The sequence below is a fragment of the Streptomyces sp. NBC_00483 genome (genome assembly GCF_036013745.1).
Classification (GTDB): Bacteria; Actinomycetota; Actinomycetes; order Streptomycetales; family Streptomycetaceae; genus Streptomyces.
In genome coordinates, this window is the sequence record NZ_CP107880.1 from 1284904 (window position 1) to 1300642 (window position 15739).

Below are 15739 nucleotides of genomic sequence, written 5' to 3' on the forward strand. Positions count from 1 at the left end.
TCTGGCCACCCTTCAGAGAACGAGACAATTACTCAGCGAGCGGAGCCCGGATCCGGCTCCGGCCATCGGCGCAGAGACTTCATGCGCGCTCTGGCCGTCGGTGGGCCTGCGGTGCTCGGCACGGCAGCGTGGGCCGGGCCGTCCGCTGCCGCGACGGACACGACCACCTTCCCGAAGCACGGCACGTCGCACCGCGGGCTGGAGGTGATCCTGCTCGGCACCCAGGCCGGTCCCCCACCGGCGGTGGACCGCGCGGGCATCTCCTCCGCTCTGATCGTCGACGGGACCACGTACCTGGTGGACTGCGGCCGCAGTGCGGTCACTCAGTACCAGCGCGCCGGACTCGCCTACGCATCGCTGAAGAACATCTTCCTGACCCACCTGCACGCCGACCACATCGCCGACTACTACAACTTCCTCATGCTCGCCGGCCTGCCGTCGGCCTCGGCCCCGGGTGATGACATGGTCCCAGCGCCGGTCACCGTGCACGGCCCCGGATCAGCAGGTGCGCTGCCCGACCCCTTCGGGGGCAAGCCGGTCGACACCGTCCACCCCTCCGACCCCGTCCCCGGAACCGCCGCCCTCACCGAGGCCTGCCACGCCGCCTTCGCCTACAGCACCAACGTCTTCATGCGGGACAACGGTATGCGGGACATTCGCTCCCTCGTCGACGTACGGGAGATCGACGTACCGGACGTCGGAGCCTCGGCACGCGGTAAGACCGCGCCGCCGATGCGACGGTTCACCGTCATGGAGGACGACCGCGTCAAGGTGACCGCCGTACTCGTCCCGCACGGGCCGGTCTTCCCATCCTTCGCATTCCGCTTCGACACCGACCACGGTTCGGTCAGCTTCTCCGGCGACACCAAGTACAGCGAGAACGTCATCAGGCTCGCCCGCTCCTGCGACCTTCTCGTACACGAAGCGCTGGGCGACCCCTCCGCGGCCGGACTGGGCCCGGAGGTGGAGAAACACATGCTGGAGTCCCACACGCTCGTGGACGACGTCGGTTCGCTCGCCGCTAAGAGGTGCTAACAAAGGCGTTGGACGTGCCGATGAGTGATCAGGCAGGCGGCCAGCCCGAGGAAGGCTTCATGGATGTCGTCACGCCGCTCCCAGCGGATGCGGAGACGACGGAAGCCGTGCAGCCACGCGATGGTGCGCTCGACCACGTACCGGAAGGTGCCCAGTCCGGTGCCGTGCGGCTGACCGCGTTCGGCAATGACCGGGCGGATGCCGCGCTGTCGTACCTGGCGCCGGTAGATGTCGTGGTCGTAGCCGCGGTCAGCGAACAACAGGTCCGGCCGCTTGCGTGGCCGTCCGACCGTGCCTGCCACGGCGGGGACCTTGTCGAGCAGGGGCAGGAGTTGAGTGACGTCGTTGCGGTTGCCGCCGGTCAGCGATACGGCGAGCGGGATGCCCTGGCCGTCGGTGAGCACGTGGTGCTTGCTGCCCGGCCGCGCGCGGTCGACCGGGCTCGGCCCGCTTTTGGGCCCCGCCGAGCGGCCCGCACGTGCGAGGAATCGATCACCGCCCGGGACCAGTCCAGCTTGCCCGCCGACCGTAGCTTCTTCAGCAGCACCAGGTGCAGTCCGTCCCACACCCCCGCCTCGTTCCAGGCGGCCAGCCGGCGCCAGCAGGTCATGCCCGAGCCGAAGCCCAACTCCTGCGGCAGGTACTCCCATTGGATGCCGGTGTGCAGCACAAAGAGGATCCCGCACAGTGCCTGCCGGTCCGGGACCCGTGGTCTGCCCTCGACCTTCTTCGGGCCCGGCTTCGGCAGCAACGGCTCGATCATCGACCACAGTTCGTCCGACACGATCCATGGCCGCGACTGACGCTCTCCCATGACCAGACCTACGGACAGACAGACCGAAACACTCATGATCAGCAGCTTTTGTTAGAGCCTTTAAGGCGGACGTCCCGGAACTGGTCCTTTCCCACATCGCCGACTTCGGCAAGCCGGTGGACGTCCGCTCCTGGACGCACCGCGCACGGCAGGGCTACAGCGGGCGCGTCACGGTCGGCGCAGACCTCATGCGCGTGCCGGTGCGCGCCCACGCATGAATCCCCACCCAGTAGTTGACGCAGGCGTGGGACCACACCACCAGGGCGACCGAGCCTTTGATCCGTTGCCCGTCAGCGCTCAGGTCGACAGGGGACAACCGGAAGCTGTACGTAACCGGGGCGCGCCGGTCCGGTGTGGAGACAGTTGGTCGCTCCGGTGTGGTAACTCGAGTCATACGCGTGGTGGGTGCCGTGGCCGTGGCCGTCGTAGGGCTGGATGTCGACGCGGATGCGGTGGCCGGCACGGATGAGGGCGGTGTGCGGGATGAGTTCGATCTCCACCGGGACGACCTCACCCGCGGTCAACGGGGCGTGATCGGCCTTGAGGTGGGTGTGCTTGGGCGCGTACTCGGTGCTGCGCGTCGGGTCGAGCTTTCGGTGGGACACCTTCAGCCAGCCCTTGGCCAGCGGATAGTGGCGGGTCTTGAGGCCCATCGTCGTGGGGCCCGAGTGGTCGACCTCCCGGTTCTTGTCGTCAATGACGCGCAGCGAGACGTAGATGTCCATGTCCTCGCTGTCGGCGGAGACCCACAGTTTGACCTTGCCGTATCCAGCGAGGACGTGGTCCTCGGTCACCGGGGCGCTGATGAAGGAGACGCCTGTGGTGCGGGGGTCGGTCGCTGTCGACTCCGTGTCGCCGCGCAGGCTTTCGGGGCCCAGTGTCGCGTCGGCGAGCCGGACCTCGGCGGAGTAGCTCGCCCGGGCCTCCTCACTCGGCGGCGTCGGCGCGAGGCGCAGGAAGTCGTCGCGTATGCCGTCGCCGGGCAAGTCGGAGGGGACGGCGTCGAAGTACCACTTCGTGTACTGGGTCCGTGCGATCGGCCATTCGTCTTCCTCTTGGAGGTAGGAGGCGCCGTTGCCCGTGCGGATTTCGAGCCGTACTGGCGGCTTGTTCATAATGCCGTTGTCGATGCCCTTGAGCCAGTGGTCGAAGAACGCCATGTGGTCGGCCACGGACTCCTCGGCGTAGGACTTGACCAGCCAGTCCTCCCAGAAGTCCAGCTTCTTGTGCGGAGTCGGGGTTCCCAAGTAGGTCTCGCTGCTGCCGAGTTGGTGGAGGTGGCTCACGTGAGTGGTCGCCGCGACGGCCCAGAGCGGCACCGTCACCTCGCTCATGTCCGGACTCATGAACACCTCGGCGCGCGGGCCGAAAATGGCCTCCGGGTCGGAATCCTTGAACGGGTTGTCCCGCATGGCTTTGAGGAAGTCCACGGCGTCGAGTTCTCCGCACACTGCCGGTACGAGGCCGTTCCGGTACCAGTGTGGGAAGAACTCCTCGTTGAGGATGCCGCCGTTGTAGGCGACCTGCTCGTAGAGGTCGATGTCGGTGCCGATGGCGACCATGGCCTTGAGGTGGGCGGGCTGGAGGCTGGCCACCGCGTGCTGGGTGACGGCGAGGTAGGACATGCCCCACAGGCCGACGTTGCCGTTGGACCAGGGCTGTTCGCCCGCCCACTCGATGGCGTCCTTGTAGGCCTCGGCGGTCGCGATCCCCCAGGGTGCCAGTGTGCCGGGGCTCCTGCCGCTGCCGGGGCCGTCGACCCGGATGACGGTGTAGCCGTTCGGTACCCACACGGCGGTGTTGACCGTCTCGTGGTTCTCCCAGGGAAGCCCGTCGGCATTGCCGTGGAAGTACTCGTCCTCCATCTGCTCGTGCTCTTCGAGGTCGGCGTCCGTGCAGATGGAGTGGTGGTTGAACGCCTTGCCGTACACGCCGCAGCCCATGATCACCGGGTATTTGCCGTCGTCCGCGGGGCGGAACACGTCGGCGTAGAGGTACGAGCCGTTGCTGAGGGGGATCTTGACGTCGCGGAAGCGGCGGATGCCCAGCGCGTTGCGGCGCAGTTCGTTGCGGGCGGCGGCGGGAGAGCAGAGACCCCTCGGTGTGCGGTACTTGAAGACGTCCGCGCGGTTCAAGTCGTCGAGGAGCGTGACGATGACGGGGTCCTCGGTGAACGCCTGGATCTCGTCGTCCTCACGGCCGGCGAACGCGATGTCACGGCGGAAGTCGAGCGGTCGGTCGGCGATGATGTCGTGGACCTCGGGGGGTATGTGCGTGCCGTGGTCCCGGTCCCCCTCGCTGTCGAGCGTGAGGACCAGGCGGGCGATGTTGGTGACGCCGGGGTCCTTGAGTTTGTGCAGGTTTCCGTCGACGCGGGCCACTGTCTGGGCCAGGTTCACGCGCGATGCGGCCTTCACCGTTCCGATCGCGGTCTCGCCGAGGAGGAAGGCGACACGCTCCCCTTCGCGGTACTGGAATTCGCCGCGCTCGTTCGTCAGGCCGGAGCAGCTCGGCGTCTCGTACTTGATGCCGCTGATGGGGCCCGCGAGTACGCCTGTGCGGAGCATGGTGGAACCTCCTGGTGTGCAGTGTCTGTGTCGTGAGGCAGGTGGCGGCAGGGACCGAGTTGTGCGGCGGGGGTGAGGTGCTACGCCCGCGGGCCTGCGCCCTCGTCCGGCGACGGCAGGGCCACGGCTCGGAGAAAGGCCTGCGCGAACGTCTCGATGGTCTCTTCCTTGCTGGGCAGGTCGGCCGCGGCTACCTGGCTGGTGACGGGGCGCAGCAGGAAGTGATGGAAGATCGGGCCGGTCATCAGCTGGGTGAGCAGCATGGGCGGCAGATCCCGGACGCGGCCGGCTGCGGCTTCCGCGGCGAGCCACGCTCCGAGGCCGGACAACAGGCGCGGGGTGAGGGTCTGGAGAACCGCTCGTACGTTGTCGTCGCCGGGGCGGGCGAAGACCTCCGCCAGGAGGGCCTGGAGCACGCGCGGCTCGCGTTCCAGTGTGTCGACGATGAGACGAGTGAGGCGTCGCACGGTGTCCGCCAGGTCGCCGTGCGACGTGGCCAGGAGCGCCTCGACGTCGACGGTGGGGCTGTAACGCTCGAAGACGAGGCGCAGAAGTTCGTCGCGTCCCCCGAAAGCCGCGTAGAGGCTGGGTACGGAACACTCGGCGGCGATCGCCACACGTTCGAATGTCACCGTGCCGAGTCCCTGCGTGCTGATCAGGTGGCCGGTGGCCTCGATCGCGCGTTCCTTGACCGGCTTGCGTCCACCAGGTTCGACGCCGGCGGCGCGCAGCGCCTCGTCCAGCGCGTGCCGGCTGCCGCCGATCCGACGCACCAGCGTGCTGTGGGAGATCCCGGCTTCCAGGGCGATGTCACGGAGGGGCACCTCGGCCGCGGAGACACCGTGTGCTTCCGCGGCCCGCAAGGTGGCCTCGATGACGCCCTGGGGAACGACCTGCCCGGCCGCCGACTTTTTGGTGCGTGACATGTTTATAAACGTATCCTACATTCACATGTCACGACGGACGGGTGCCGTGCGCCATTGCGGGAACAGCCACTACGAAGTCCGTTCGAGGACGCCGGTCGAGGCGTGGGCCTCGACTCCGCACAGCGCCCGACCGATGTTCTCGGTCCAGGTGTCGATGCCGTGCGCGGCGTGCAGGCTGCCCGCGCGACAGTTACGAGCGATCAGCTGGAGGGGCTGGCGTTTGGCGATCGCCGAGGCCCCGGACGCGCGAAAGAGTGTCTCGACGGCCGAACTGCATGCGTCCCATATGTAGGCGACGTCGGTGTGCAGTTGAAGAGTGTCCCTGTCGGACGGGTCCGTCTCCTCGGCGTCCAGACGGTCGAGTTGGGCCACTGCCGCGTCGGCCACTGCGGCCGCCGCCCGGACTTGGGTGTGCGCGCGGCCGACAGTCAGGTGTGCGATGGGCGCATCGACCTGTTTCACGTACGGGGAGTACGGAATGCTCCGCTTCTCGACCGCACCCAGGAACACCTCCATCGCGTGGTCGGCCATCCCGAGCGCCACGCCCGCACCTGTGACGAGCGAACGGGCGAGACCCCCGCGGCGTGGCCCTTCGCCGCGCGCGGTGAGCTCGGCGAGCCGTTCGGTGAGCCGTTTCGGGGTGCTGAAGTGCCCCTCGGGGACGAACAGTTCGCCGTCGGTCGCCATGGTCTGGCTGCCCGTGGCAGCCATTCCCATCGCGTCCCAGTCGTCCCGGGCAACAAGCGCGCCTTTCGGGACGAGCGCCATTCCCGTCTTCGTGTCGTCCGTCTCGTCGTAGAAGACGGCGAGGTAGCCGTGGGACGCGTGGACGCTTCCGGTGGCGAACGGCCACGCGCCTTCGATCATCCAGCCGCCGTCGACCTGCCGCGCGGTGCCCGCCATACGCCGGCTGGTGCCACCGACGGCGAAGGTGCGATTGCCGACCCAGGGGGCCTCGTACACCGGGGCGACGGCGTCCTCGTCGAAGGCGAAGCTCCACAGGTTCCCACCCGCGGCCGCCCACACCATCCAGGCCGTCGCCCCGCATCCCGAGCCGAGCGCACGGAAGATGTCATGCAGCTCTCGTGTCGTGAAGTCCGCTCCCCCGAACCGCTTCGGCGTCGTCAACCCGAAGACACCTGCCGCATCAAGGCGGTCGATACTCTCCTGGGGGATGCGCCGTTGCCGCTCGGCCGCGGCCTGCTGCACGCGCAACCAGGGCCGTAGCTCCAGGACATGGTCGACGATCTCCTGAGCCTTCGGCCAGTCGGTGTCCGTTTGGCTGCTCGTCGTCATGGACCCCATCACCTTCTTCCTCTCTCGCGTTCGGGTGTAGCCGCGGACGCCTTGACGTCGGCCGCGGGGCGCTCGGGGTGAGCGGTCAGCTGGGCCAGTCCACCGGCCCCATCGGGGTCCCGTGGAAACCGGCTACCGGGCTGAGACTCGGGTCGGTTCCGTTCCGCATGTCCACCGAGGCGTCGGGGTGGTCGTCGAACCATCCGTCAGCGGGGTACTTGTACATCCAGTCGACCAGAAGCCTGCGGCGAGAGATCAGCCAGACGCCGTCGCGTCGCTCGAACCGGTCCAGGTAACGCGCCCAGAGCCTGACGTAGTCACCTTTCCAGTGATGCCTCTCCGAGCCCTGGTGATCGGCGTTCAGGTAGGTCTCGACATGTGCAACATCGGGACCGTCGAACTCGATCAGGCTGTTGCCGAGGACGTGCATGGTGCGGACGAACCGCGGCATCTCACCCGCCAGGAAGTCGACGAAGCCGTCGACTGTACCGACGTGGAGACTTTCGGGGAACTGCACCCACGCGTCCTCGTGAAAGACGCCGCGCACCAAGGACATGTCCACCCGGTCGAGACCTCGGCAGTAGCGCAACAGCGCGTCGTGAATCTCCGCACGAGCAGTCAGTTCTTCAAGAGTCATTGACCTCTCCCTCGATTTGACCGGCGAGATCGGGTTCCCGGTCGCGATCGCGGAGTCGCAGTGGCCACCGTCCGCCGGGAGTGACGGGCACGCGGTCCATCATTGAGAGCTTCCACAAAATATGTCAACACTTTGGATCGGATGCGAGTGAGCGTACCCAGGTGACGGCAGTGAAATGCCGCCGAGCGAAGGCAGCGACCCATCAAGCCTGAGCTAAATGTTGACACTTTAGGAGAGTGGCTTTTACGGTGCGGCACACAGCCACCCCTGCTTCTCCCGGCCGGCGCCGATGCTTGCTGTCAGCAGCCTCGTCCGTCGGTCGACAGTCTCCGCCGCCGAACGCTCCAGACCGGCGGCCCTACCGGAATCGAGTGCCGCGACCGTGCCGATCGACATCACCCGGATCTCCCAGGCCCAGCCCTTCCAGCCGGTCGGTCACCACGGCGTGGGCCCCGTTCACCTCTTCGGTGGCGACGGATACGACGGCGCCGTGACGACAGCCCTGTCGCACTACCTGCCCGGCGGACATGCCGAGATGTCACCCGTCGCCTCGGAGACGCTGTACATAGTCCTCTCCGGCACGTTGACTCTCGACGCCGAGGGCGACATCCACGATCTGAACCCCCTGGACGCCGTTCGGCTCACCGTCGGGACACGCCGGAGCGTCGAAAACCGCACGAACCTGCCCGCGAGCATGCTCGTGATCCGGCCCAACCCGGCCGCCAGGCACGCGGACACGACAGGGGCCCACACCGTCTCAGCGTGACTCCCGGACGCCTCTCCGATGGTCTTCCACGCGAGCCACTTTCGGCGCCTGGCCGCCATCCGACCCCGCTGGGCCCAGCCGCTCCCCTCCCCTATGAACACACACGTCTTTGCGCACAACAAAGGAGTTGACGTCGATGAGTGTCTCCCGCGACACGTCCGACACCCTGACGGCGGTTCTCGACAAGGTCCGTGCGCTCGGGCCCACCTTGCGCGAGCGCGCCCTTGAGGCCGAGCGCGCAGGCCGTCTTTCGGACGACACCATCGCCGACCTGGACGCCACCGGCGCCTTCGACATCGGCAGTCCCGCCGAGTTCGGCGGCCACGAACTGACGGTGCGCCAGCAGCTCGACGTGGTGTCCGAAGTCTCCAAGTGGGACGGCTCGGCCGGGTGGATCGTGTGGGTGGGCGCCTCCACCAACTGGATTCCCGCCGGCTGCGGCACCCGCGTCGTCAAGGAGGTCTACGCTCCCGAATGGGTCGGCCCACGGATCGCGGGCTCCAGCCACTTCCCGGCCTCCCGGGGGCGTGCGAAGCGGGTCGACGGCGGGTGGATCGTCTCCGGCGGGCCCTGGACCTTCGGGAGCGGCTCCCTCTGGGCCCCGTACACCAACCTCGGCTGCATCGCCGACGGCGGTGACGGCCCGTATCTGGTCGGTATTCAGGTTCCGCGGGAAGAACTGCGGTTCCTCGACGACTGGAAGGTCGCGGGCATGCGCGGCACCGGCAGTGTCTCCTCGACCCTGGTGCAGAACGAGCTCTTCGTACCCGAGCACCGCGGCGTCGATTTCCGTGATGTCACCGGCCAGGCCCTGGAGAACGGCCTCGCGGGCTCGCTGTGGAAGGCTCCCACGCTGGGCTGGGCGTTCAGCCTCATGGCGGGCATGTCGATCGGCATCGCGCAGGGTGCCCTTGAGCGGTTCCTGGAGCGCTCCGCCGGGCGGCCCATCCGTGGCACCACGTACAAGAACCAGTTGGAAGCACCCCTGACACACCTGATGCTCGCCGAGGTGCATGCCAAGATCCAGTCGGCCACGGCCCTCACACGCGCCAACGCCGAAGAGACGGACCGGCTCGGGGAGTTGGCCGCCGCCGGTACACCGGCCGACGGCGAGTACATGCAGAAGTTCAGTGCCCGGGTCCTGCTGGAGACGGCCTACGCGGCCAAGTGGTGCTCGGAAGCGATCGAGTTGCTGCAGCGGAACTCCGGCTCGACCGCGATCATGGAGAGCGAGCCGATTCAGCGGGCCTGGCGCGACGCACGTGTCATCACCCTGCACGGCGCACTCAACCTCGAAGCCCTCTCCGAGAACTACGGACGGCTGATGGCCGGATCCGAGCCGCACAAGTTCGCCGGGATCACCACTCTGGACCGCTTCGCCCCGACGCCCACGCCCTCCACCCCGAAGAGCGATGCCTGACAAACAGGCGACGCGCCCGAACGACGTTCGCAGAAAGGGAGGTTGAGCAATGGCAAGCACGCAAGCGCACGACGACGTCGGCTCGCGCGCCGAGGTCCGGGCGGCCGTCGTCGATGCCCCGGGCGCCGCACCGCGCATGGGCTCGGTCGTGCTCCCGCCGCGCACGCCCGGCACCACCCTCGTCGCGGTGGTCGCCGCACCGTTGAACCCGCTCGACCTGGTCATCGCGTCCGGGACGTTCCACTCGGCGCGCCACGAAGCCCCGTACGTCCCGGGCAGCGAGTGTGTGGGGGTCGTGCTCGACTCCGACCGCCATCAGGTCGGTTCGTGGGTGTACGCCGAGTGCCACGCCGCACCGGACAGCCCCGGTGCCTTCGCCCAGCGGGTGCTCGTCGACGACGATGACGTGCTGCCGCTGCCCGAGGGGCTCGATCCGGTGCGGGCCGCGGCCGTCGGCAACTCCGGCACGGCCGCGTTCATTCCGCTCGTCGAGGAAGCCGCCCTGGGCACCGGGGAGACGGTCCTCGTCCTGGGGGCCACCGGAGCCGTCGGTCAGCTCGCGATCCAGGTGGCGTACCGGCGCGGCGCGGGCCGTGTGGTCGGCGTCGCCCGCGACCGCGCCGCGCTGGAGCGCCTCCCGGGCCTCGGCGCGGACGCCGTCGTCGAGCTGCGTGCGGGCGAGAGCGCCGAGGAGCTGGCGGAGCGCCTGCGGGAGGTGACCGGGCCGGTGGACGTCGTCCTCGACGGGGTCTACGGGGTGCCGCTGGAGGCCGCGTTGCAGGTGTGCGCACCCCGGGCCCGGGTGGTCAACGTCGGCAATCCGGCCGGCGCGACCGCGCGGATACCGGCCGGGCTGCTGCGCGGCAAGCAGCTCACCCTGTCCGGTTTCGCCGGCCTGCACACCTCGCTGCGCGCCAAGGAGGCGGCGCTGAGCTGGTTGTGGTCCGCCCTCGCACGCGGCGAACTGCGGGTCGATGTCCGTACCTTCCCGCTCGATGAGCTGCCGTCGGCCTGGCGGACGCAGGCGGTCTCGCCGCACGCCAAGTGCGTTGTCCTGCCCCAGGACGGCGGGCTCCCGGAGTACGCCACCACCACCTCGGACCGACGCGATCGGAGCACACGTCCGTGAATCACACACCTGCCGCGCCCCTACGACCGGCGGTCGACTGCGTGGTCGTCGGCGGCGGCCCCGTCGGTCTGCTGACCGCCGTCTTCCTCGGCCGGGCAGGGCTGACCGTCTCCGTCGTGGAGCGCTGGCCGCAGCGGTATCCGCTGCCGCGGGCGTGCACCATCGACCATGAGGCGCTGCGCATCCTTCAGGCCGCCGGGCTCATGGAGGAGCACATCGACCTGTTCGAGCCGTCCCAGGGCGAGCGGGGCGGGTACGAGTTCCGCAACGGCGAGGGCGAGCTGCTGCAGGCCATCGACTGGAACAGGATCGCCGAGTCGGGCTGGGCCAACACCAACGGCTTCTACCAACCCGAACTCGAGGCGGTACTGGAGGACTTGGCGCTCGCGACACCTGGTGTGACGGTCCACCGCGGCTGGACGTTCCAGTCCCTGGAGCACGACCAGAACCCCGAGGGAGTGTCCGCCCTGGTGGCTCCCACCGAGCAGCCGGACGAGCACGTACACCTCCGGGCACGCTGGCTGGTCGGTGCCGACGGGGCCAACAGCGCCGTCCGCTCCGGACTCGGTATCGGTGTCGGTGACTCGGGGTTCGAGGCCGACTGGCTGGTGGTGGACTACGAGCCGCTGGCCGAGGAGAAGTGGAGCGCCTTCGTCACCCAGTACTGCGACCCGGCGCAGCCGGCGACCGCGGTCAACAGCGGTCCGGGGCGGCGGCGGTTCGAGTTCATGCGCCGCGCGGACATGACCGTCGAGGAACTGGGCCAGGAGGCCACGGCCTGGCGGCTCATGGAGCCCTGGGGTGTCACCCCGGGGACCGCCCGGCTGGAACGGCACGCCGTGTACACGTTCCGGGGGCGGTGGGCGCACACCTGGCGCGAGGGGAACGTCTTCCTCGCGGGTGACGCGGCCCATCTCATGCCTCCGTTCATGGGGCAGGGGCTCTGCTCCGGCCTGCGGGACGCGCGAGCCCTGGCGTGGCGGCTCGGCATGGTGCACCGCGGCCTCGCGGCACCGGAGGTGCTCGACACGTACGGGCCCGAACGTACCGGCCACGTACGGGAGATCATCGACGAGGCGGTGGCCGCGGGGCGGGTCATCTGCGAGCTCGACGTCGGCCGGGCAGCCGCCCGGGACGCCGAGATGAAGCGGCGCTCACTCGATCCCGACGCCGTCACGCGGGAGCCCCCGCATCCACGGCTCGGCGAGCCGTCGCTGTCGCCGTCGCTCACAACCGGCGGAGCCGAGGGACGTCTCGCGCCACAGGGACGCGTCCAGGTCGCCGAGATTGTAGGCCTGTTCGACGATCTCGTCGCAGGCGAAGGCTGGCAGCTGATCAGCCGCGTCGGGGATCCGGCCGAGGTGTTGGACGACGAGGACGCGTCCTGGTTCCGGCGGATCGGCGGCGTACTGGCCGACGTATCGGGCGCAGGCCATATCAAGGATCTCGACGGCGCCTACGCGCGCTGGTTCGCCAAGCACGACTGTGAAGTGCTCCTGGCGCGGCCGGACTTCTATGTCTTCGCGGCCGGCGAGCACACCGACATCCCCCGCTTTGTCTCACTCCTGCGTCGCACGCTCGGAGGACTCACATGAACATGCGGAAGTCCGTGCCACCCACCTCGACACCCACGGCGCCACTCACCGAGCCACCCGACACACCGTCCGCCGAGTCGAGGGCGGGGTGGCGCACGGCGGTGGCGTCCACGCTCGGGCTCGCGTGCGGGCCCAGCGTGCTGGCGGTCACGACGTTCGGGGCGTTCATCGCCCCGCTCCACCGCGAGTTCGGGTGGGGGATTCCGGCCATCGGCCTCGCCTCCTCCATCCTCAGCATCACGCTCGTGATCGTCTCGCCCGTGCAGGGCCTCCTGGTCGACCGGTTCGGCGGTCGCCGGGTGATCCTGTGCAGCTCGCCCTTCTTCGCGCTGTCCCTGATGGCGATGTACTTCCTGCCCGACAGCCTGCCCGCCTTCTACCTGGGCTGGGTGCTCATCCCGCTCTGCGGCATGGGCCTGTGGCCGGCGTCCTACCTCCGGCTCACCGCGGGCTGGTTCGAGCGCAGGCTCGGCCTCGCCCTGGGCGTCGCCAACTCCGGCATCGGGATCGGCACGGTCCTCGCCCCGATCCTCACCACGGTGCTGATCGGCACATGGGGGTGGCGGGCGGCGTACCTCGGACTCGGAGTGGTCGCGATCCTCGCGTTCCCGATCGCGTACTTCTTCCTGGCCGATCCCCGTCCGCGTACGGAAATGCTGCGCGCCAGCGGCGACACACTACGGGCCGCGGCGAGGACGCGGCCGTTCTGGCTCGTGCTCGCCGCGTTCGTCCTGCTGGGCACGGTCGGTTCCACCGTCCTCGTCCACCAGATCTCCCTGCTCCTCGACGCCGGGATCCCCGCGAACATCGCGAACCTGGTGCCAGTCGCACTCGGAGTCGCGCTCATCGTGGCCAGGATCGTGACCGGCTGGCTGCTCGACCGCTTCACGGTGTCGCACGTCATGTCGGTCTACCTCGTCGGCGGCATCGTCTCGGTGCTGCTGTTCGCGGCAGGGCCGAACGTACCGACGGCGCTGCTCGCGGCGGCGCTGTCCGGGCTGTTGATCGGCGCCGAGTTCGACGTCCTCAGTTACCTCATCCCCCGCTACTTCGGGCGACTGTCCTTCGGCAGGATCTACGGTGTCGCCTTCTCGACGTTCCAGATCGGCGGGGCGGCCGCTACATCCCTGGTGAGCGTGAGCCGCGACAACTACGGCTCCTACACCCCGGCGATGCTCGTCCTGGCCGTCGCCTGCGCGCTCTGCGCCGTGCTGTTCCTGTGCCTCGGCCCGTACAGGTACGACGGAGGCCCCCAGGCACACACGCCGGATCCACTCCCCCACCCGACGCCGGACCTCGCGATGGTCGGCGACCACCCCACGAAGAAGGGCACGGAACACCATGACGGCGACGCGTCACCCGCATGACCCGCACCTCCCGCATCCGGGCTCGCACCCGGGCGGTGAGCTGCCGAAGGCGCACCAGCCGCGGCCGGGCGGTTCGTTCGACGCCACGGCGATCACGTTCGCGGCGATGGGTCTCTTCGACGGCCTGAGCGGCGACCAGCGTGCGCGCGTGCTGCTGCCCCACGAGAACTCCTCCCGTACACACTGGAACTTCCTGCCCGAGTCCGGCCGGCACGGCCTCCCGCTCCGCGAACTCGACCGCCACCAAGAGGCGTTGGCGCACCGGCTGATCGCCGAATCGATGTCGATCCCGGCCTACGCCCGCGTGGTCCAGGTCATGTCCAACGAGCACGTGCTGCGCGAACTCAACCTGCCCGTGTTCGGTCATGTCGCGGCCACCTTCCGCGACCCCCGCGGCTACTTCCTCACGTTCTTCGGCCAGCCGCAGCCGGACACCACGTGGGGCTGGCGCCTGGTCGGCCATCACCTGTCGGTCAACATCACCGTCGTCGACGGCGACCTGGTCAGCGCCACCCCGTTCCTGCTCGGCGCGGAGCCCGCCCGGTTCGGCCCGTTCCGCATCCTGGGCGAGGAGGAGGACACCGCCTTCGAGCTGCTCGACGGCCTCACCGGCGCCCAGAAGCAGCAGACGGTCATCCACTCCAGGCCGCCGGCGGACTTCGTCACCCGCACCGTCTCCGCCATCGGCGACGTCGAGTACCCCGCGTACCACGGCGTCGGACGCCGCGACGCGATGATCACGGACGACGACCGCAAGGCCCTGGCGTACTTCCGCGCCCACCCTCGCGGCATCCGGGCCGGCGACCTCTCCCCCGCCCAACGCACGTACTTCGACGCCCTGTTGGCCCACTTCGTCGAGCGCGCCCGCCCGGGCCTGGTCGGCCACGAGATGGACCGCATCGCGGCAGCGGGCGGCGTCGACGAGCTGCACTTCGCCTGGGCCGGCGGCACGTCCATCGAGCAGCCGCACTACTTCCGCGTCCAAGGCCCGGTCACCCTCGTCGAGTTCGACAACGCCGAGGACAACGCGAACCACGTACACAGCGTCTGGCGCGACCCGTCCAACGACTTCGGGGCCGACCTGCTGATCCAGCACCACCTCGAACACGACCACCACACCGGCTCGTCCGCGGACGACTCGCCCTGACCGGCGGCGGGTTGGCCGTCTCCGACGCATCAGCAACGACGAAAGAACAGTCCCGGGTCTGCCTCCGGAGACAGGAAAGGGAACCTCATGAGAATCGTGGGTGTCAGGCGAGCGAGCGGCGGCTCAGGCGTGGAGGTCGCGACCCTGGCCGAACAGGACGACGAGGTCACCGTCATCGCCTCACTCGCGGACTTCTGGGCCGACCCGGCGGGACACCTCTCCCGTCCGCCCGTCGGGCCGACGGTCCCGGTCGCGTCGGTCGAGCGGGTTCCCCCCGTACTCCCGGACGCGCGAGTCTTCTGCATCGGCCTCAACTACCTCGACCACGCGGCAGAAGGCAGCTTCCGCGACCAGGAACTGCCGCCGTACCCGACGCTGTTCGCGCGCTGGCCGCAGTCCCTCTCCGTGGACGGGACGGAAGTGCCCGTGCCCGCCAACGAGGAGGGCCTGGACTGGGAGGGCGAGGTCGTCGCCTGGGTCGGAGCGCCACTCGTCGACGCCTCCCCCGAAGAGGCCCTGGCGGCGGTCGCCGGATACTCCGTGTTCAACGACCTGACCTCGCGCCGGGCACAGAAGCTGACCTCGCAGTGGATCCTCGGCAAGAACGGGGACCGCTCCGGACCCCTCGGCCCGCTCGTGCCCGCCGCCGAGGTCGGCGACCTGAAGCAGGGACTTCGGCTGCGGACCCGGGTCAACGGCGAAACCATGCAGGAGAGCACCACCGACCAGATGATCTATACGGTCGGGGACACACTCTCCCTCATCTCGCACACCCTGACCCTGCGCCCCGGCGACCTCCTCGCGACCGGCACACCGGCGGGCGTCGGCTACAGCCGCACACCTCCCCGGCTGCTGCAGCCGGGAGACACGGTCGAGGTCGAGGTGGAACGCCTGGGCACGGTGCGCAACACCGTGGTGGGCAACGACCACCGGATACGCCAGGACGCCCGACCGGACGCGGCTCAGGCGGAGGCCCTGACCTCGTAGGACGCCACAAGGCCGCACGTCGCCGCCCGTCCCGCTCGGAAAATGTCGACAGG

The 15739-nt window shown here is 69.1% G+C and carries 13 protein-coding genes; 8 read left to right on the top strand and 5 right to left on the bottom strand.

Annotated elements, in window-relative coordinates; genetic code table 11:
- Nucleotides 1-81 precede the first annotated feature (81 nt).
- On the top strand, nt 82-1035 hold the full coding sequence (locus tag OHA73_RS05435) for an MBL fold metallo-hydrolase (RefSeq protein WP_267071900.1): 954 nt from the start codon (nt 82-84) through the stop codon (nt 1033-1035).
- Here OHA73_RS05435 and OHA73_RS05440 read toward each other — a convergent pair.
- From OHA73_RS05440 to OHA73_RS05460, 5 genes are all read right to left on the bottom strand, one after another.
- Nucleotides 1032-1849 (bottom strand): IS5 family transposase gene (locus OHA73_RS05440; protein WP_443063197.1). Its coding sequence is split into 2 segments (ribosomal slippage): nt 1032-1517 and nt 1520-1849, totalling 816 coding nucleotides; the frame shifts between segments, so codons are not numbered across the junction. The genes OHA73_RS05435 and OHA73_RS05440 overlap by 4 nt on opposite strands.
- 290 nt (nt 1850-2139) lie before the next feature.
- On the bottom strand, nt 2140-4416 hold the full coding sequence (locus tag OHA73_RS05445) for a CocE/NonD family hydrolase (protein ID WP_327654360.1): 2277 nt from the start codon (nt 4414-4416) through the stop codon (nt 2140-2142).
- Nucleotides 4417-4496: 80 nt separating this feature from the next.
- Entirely contained in the window at nt 4497-5342 is an 846-nt protein-coding gene (locus tag OHA73_RS05450) for a TetR/AcrR family transcriptional regulator (protein WP_267071898.1), read from the bottom strand.
- Between the two features lie 69 nt (nt 5343-5411).
- The gene (locus tag OHA73_RS05455) at nt 5412-6638 is read right to left on the bottom strand and encodes an acyl-CoA dehydrogenase family protein (RefSeq protein WP_327654361.1); all 1227 of its coding nucleotides are present in this window, start codon (nt 6636-6638) and stop codon (nt 5412-5414) included.
- A gap of 85 nt (nt 6639-6723) precedes the next feature.
- Complete coding sequence (locus tag OHA73_RS05460) at nt 6724-7275, bottom strand: nuclear transport factor 2 family protein (RefSeq protein ID WP_327654362.1); 552 nt, start codon at nt 7273-7275, stop codon at nt 6724-6726.
- 382 nt (nt 7276-7657) lie between these two features.
- On the opposite strand from OHA73_RS05460, the gene OHA73_RS05465 reads away from it, so the two are divergent.
- The 7 genes from OHA73_RS05465 (at nt 7658) to OHA73_RS05495 (ending at nt 15686) form a co-directional block, all read left to right on the top strand.
- Nucleotides 7658-8041, top strand: a complete 384-nt coding sequence (locus OHA73_RS05465) for a cupin domain-containing protein (protein WP_267071895.1) — start codon at nt 7658-7660, stop codon at nt 8039-8041.
- A 136-nt stretch (nt 8042-8177) separates the two neighbouring features.
- On the top strand, nt 8178-9461 hold the full coding sequence (locus OHA73_RS05470) for an acyl-CoA dehydrogenase family protein (RefSeq protein ID WP_267071894.1): 1284 nt from the start codon (nt 8178-8180) through the stop codon (nt 9459-9461).
- 49 nt (nt 9462-9510) lie between these two features.
- The gene (locus OHA73_RS05475; RefSeq protein WP_267071893.1) at nt 9511-10590 is read left to right on the top strand and encodes a quinone oxidoreductase family protein; all 1080 of its coding nucleotides are present in this window, start codon (nt 9511-9513) and stop codon (nt 10588-10590) included.
- Nucleotides 10587-12185, top strand: coding sequence for a bifunctional 3-(3-hydroxy-phenyl)propionate/3-hydroxycinnamic acid hydroxylase MhpA (gene mhpA / locus OHA73_RS05480; RefSeq protein ID WP_327654363.1), 1599 nt, complete (start codon nt 10587-10589; stop codon nt 12183-12185). The genes OHA73_RS05475 and mhpA overlap by 4 nt, the downstream gene beginning before the upstream one ends.
- Before the next feature lie 101 nt (nt 12186-12286).
- A complete protein-coding gene (locus OHA73_RS05485) occupies nt 12287-13552 on the top strand; it encodes an MFS transporter (protein ID WP_327654364.1) in 1266 nt (421 codons plus the stop codon).
- Nucleotides 13527-14699 carry a DUF3500 domain-containing protein gene (locus OHA73_RS05490; protein WP_327654365.1) on the top strand — a complete coding sequence of 391 codons (1173 nt, stop codon included), beginning with the start codon at nt 13527-13529 and terminating at the stop codon, nt 14697-14699. Before OHA73_RS05485 ends, OHA73_RS05490 begins: the two co-directional genes overlap by 26 nt.
- 87 nt (nt 14700-14786) lie before the next feature.
- Nucleotides 14787-15686 carry a fumarylacetoacetate hydrolase family protein gene (locus tag OHA73_RS05495; RefSeq protein WP_327654366.1) on the top strand — a complete coding sequence of 300 codons (900 nt, stop codon included), beginning with the start codon at nt 14787-14789 and terminating at the stop codon, nt 15684-15686.
- Nucleotides 15687-15739: the final 53 nt, after the last annotated feature.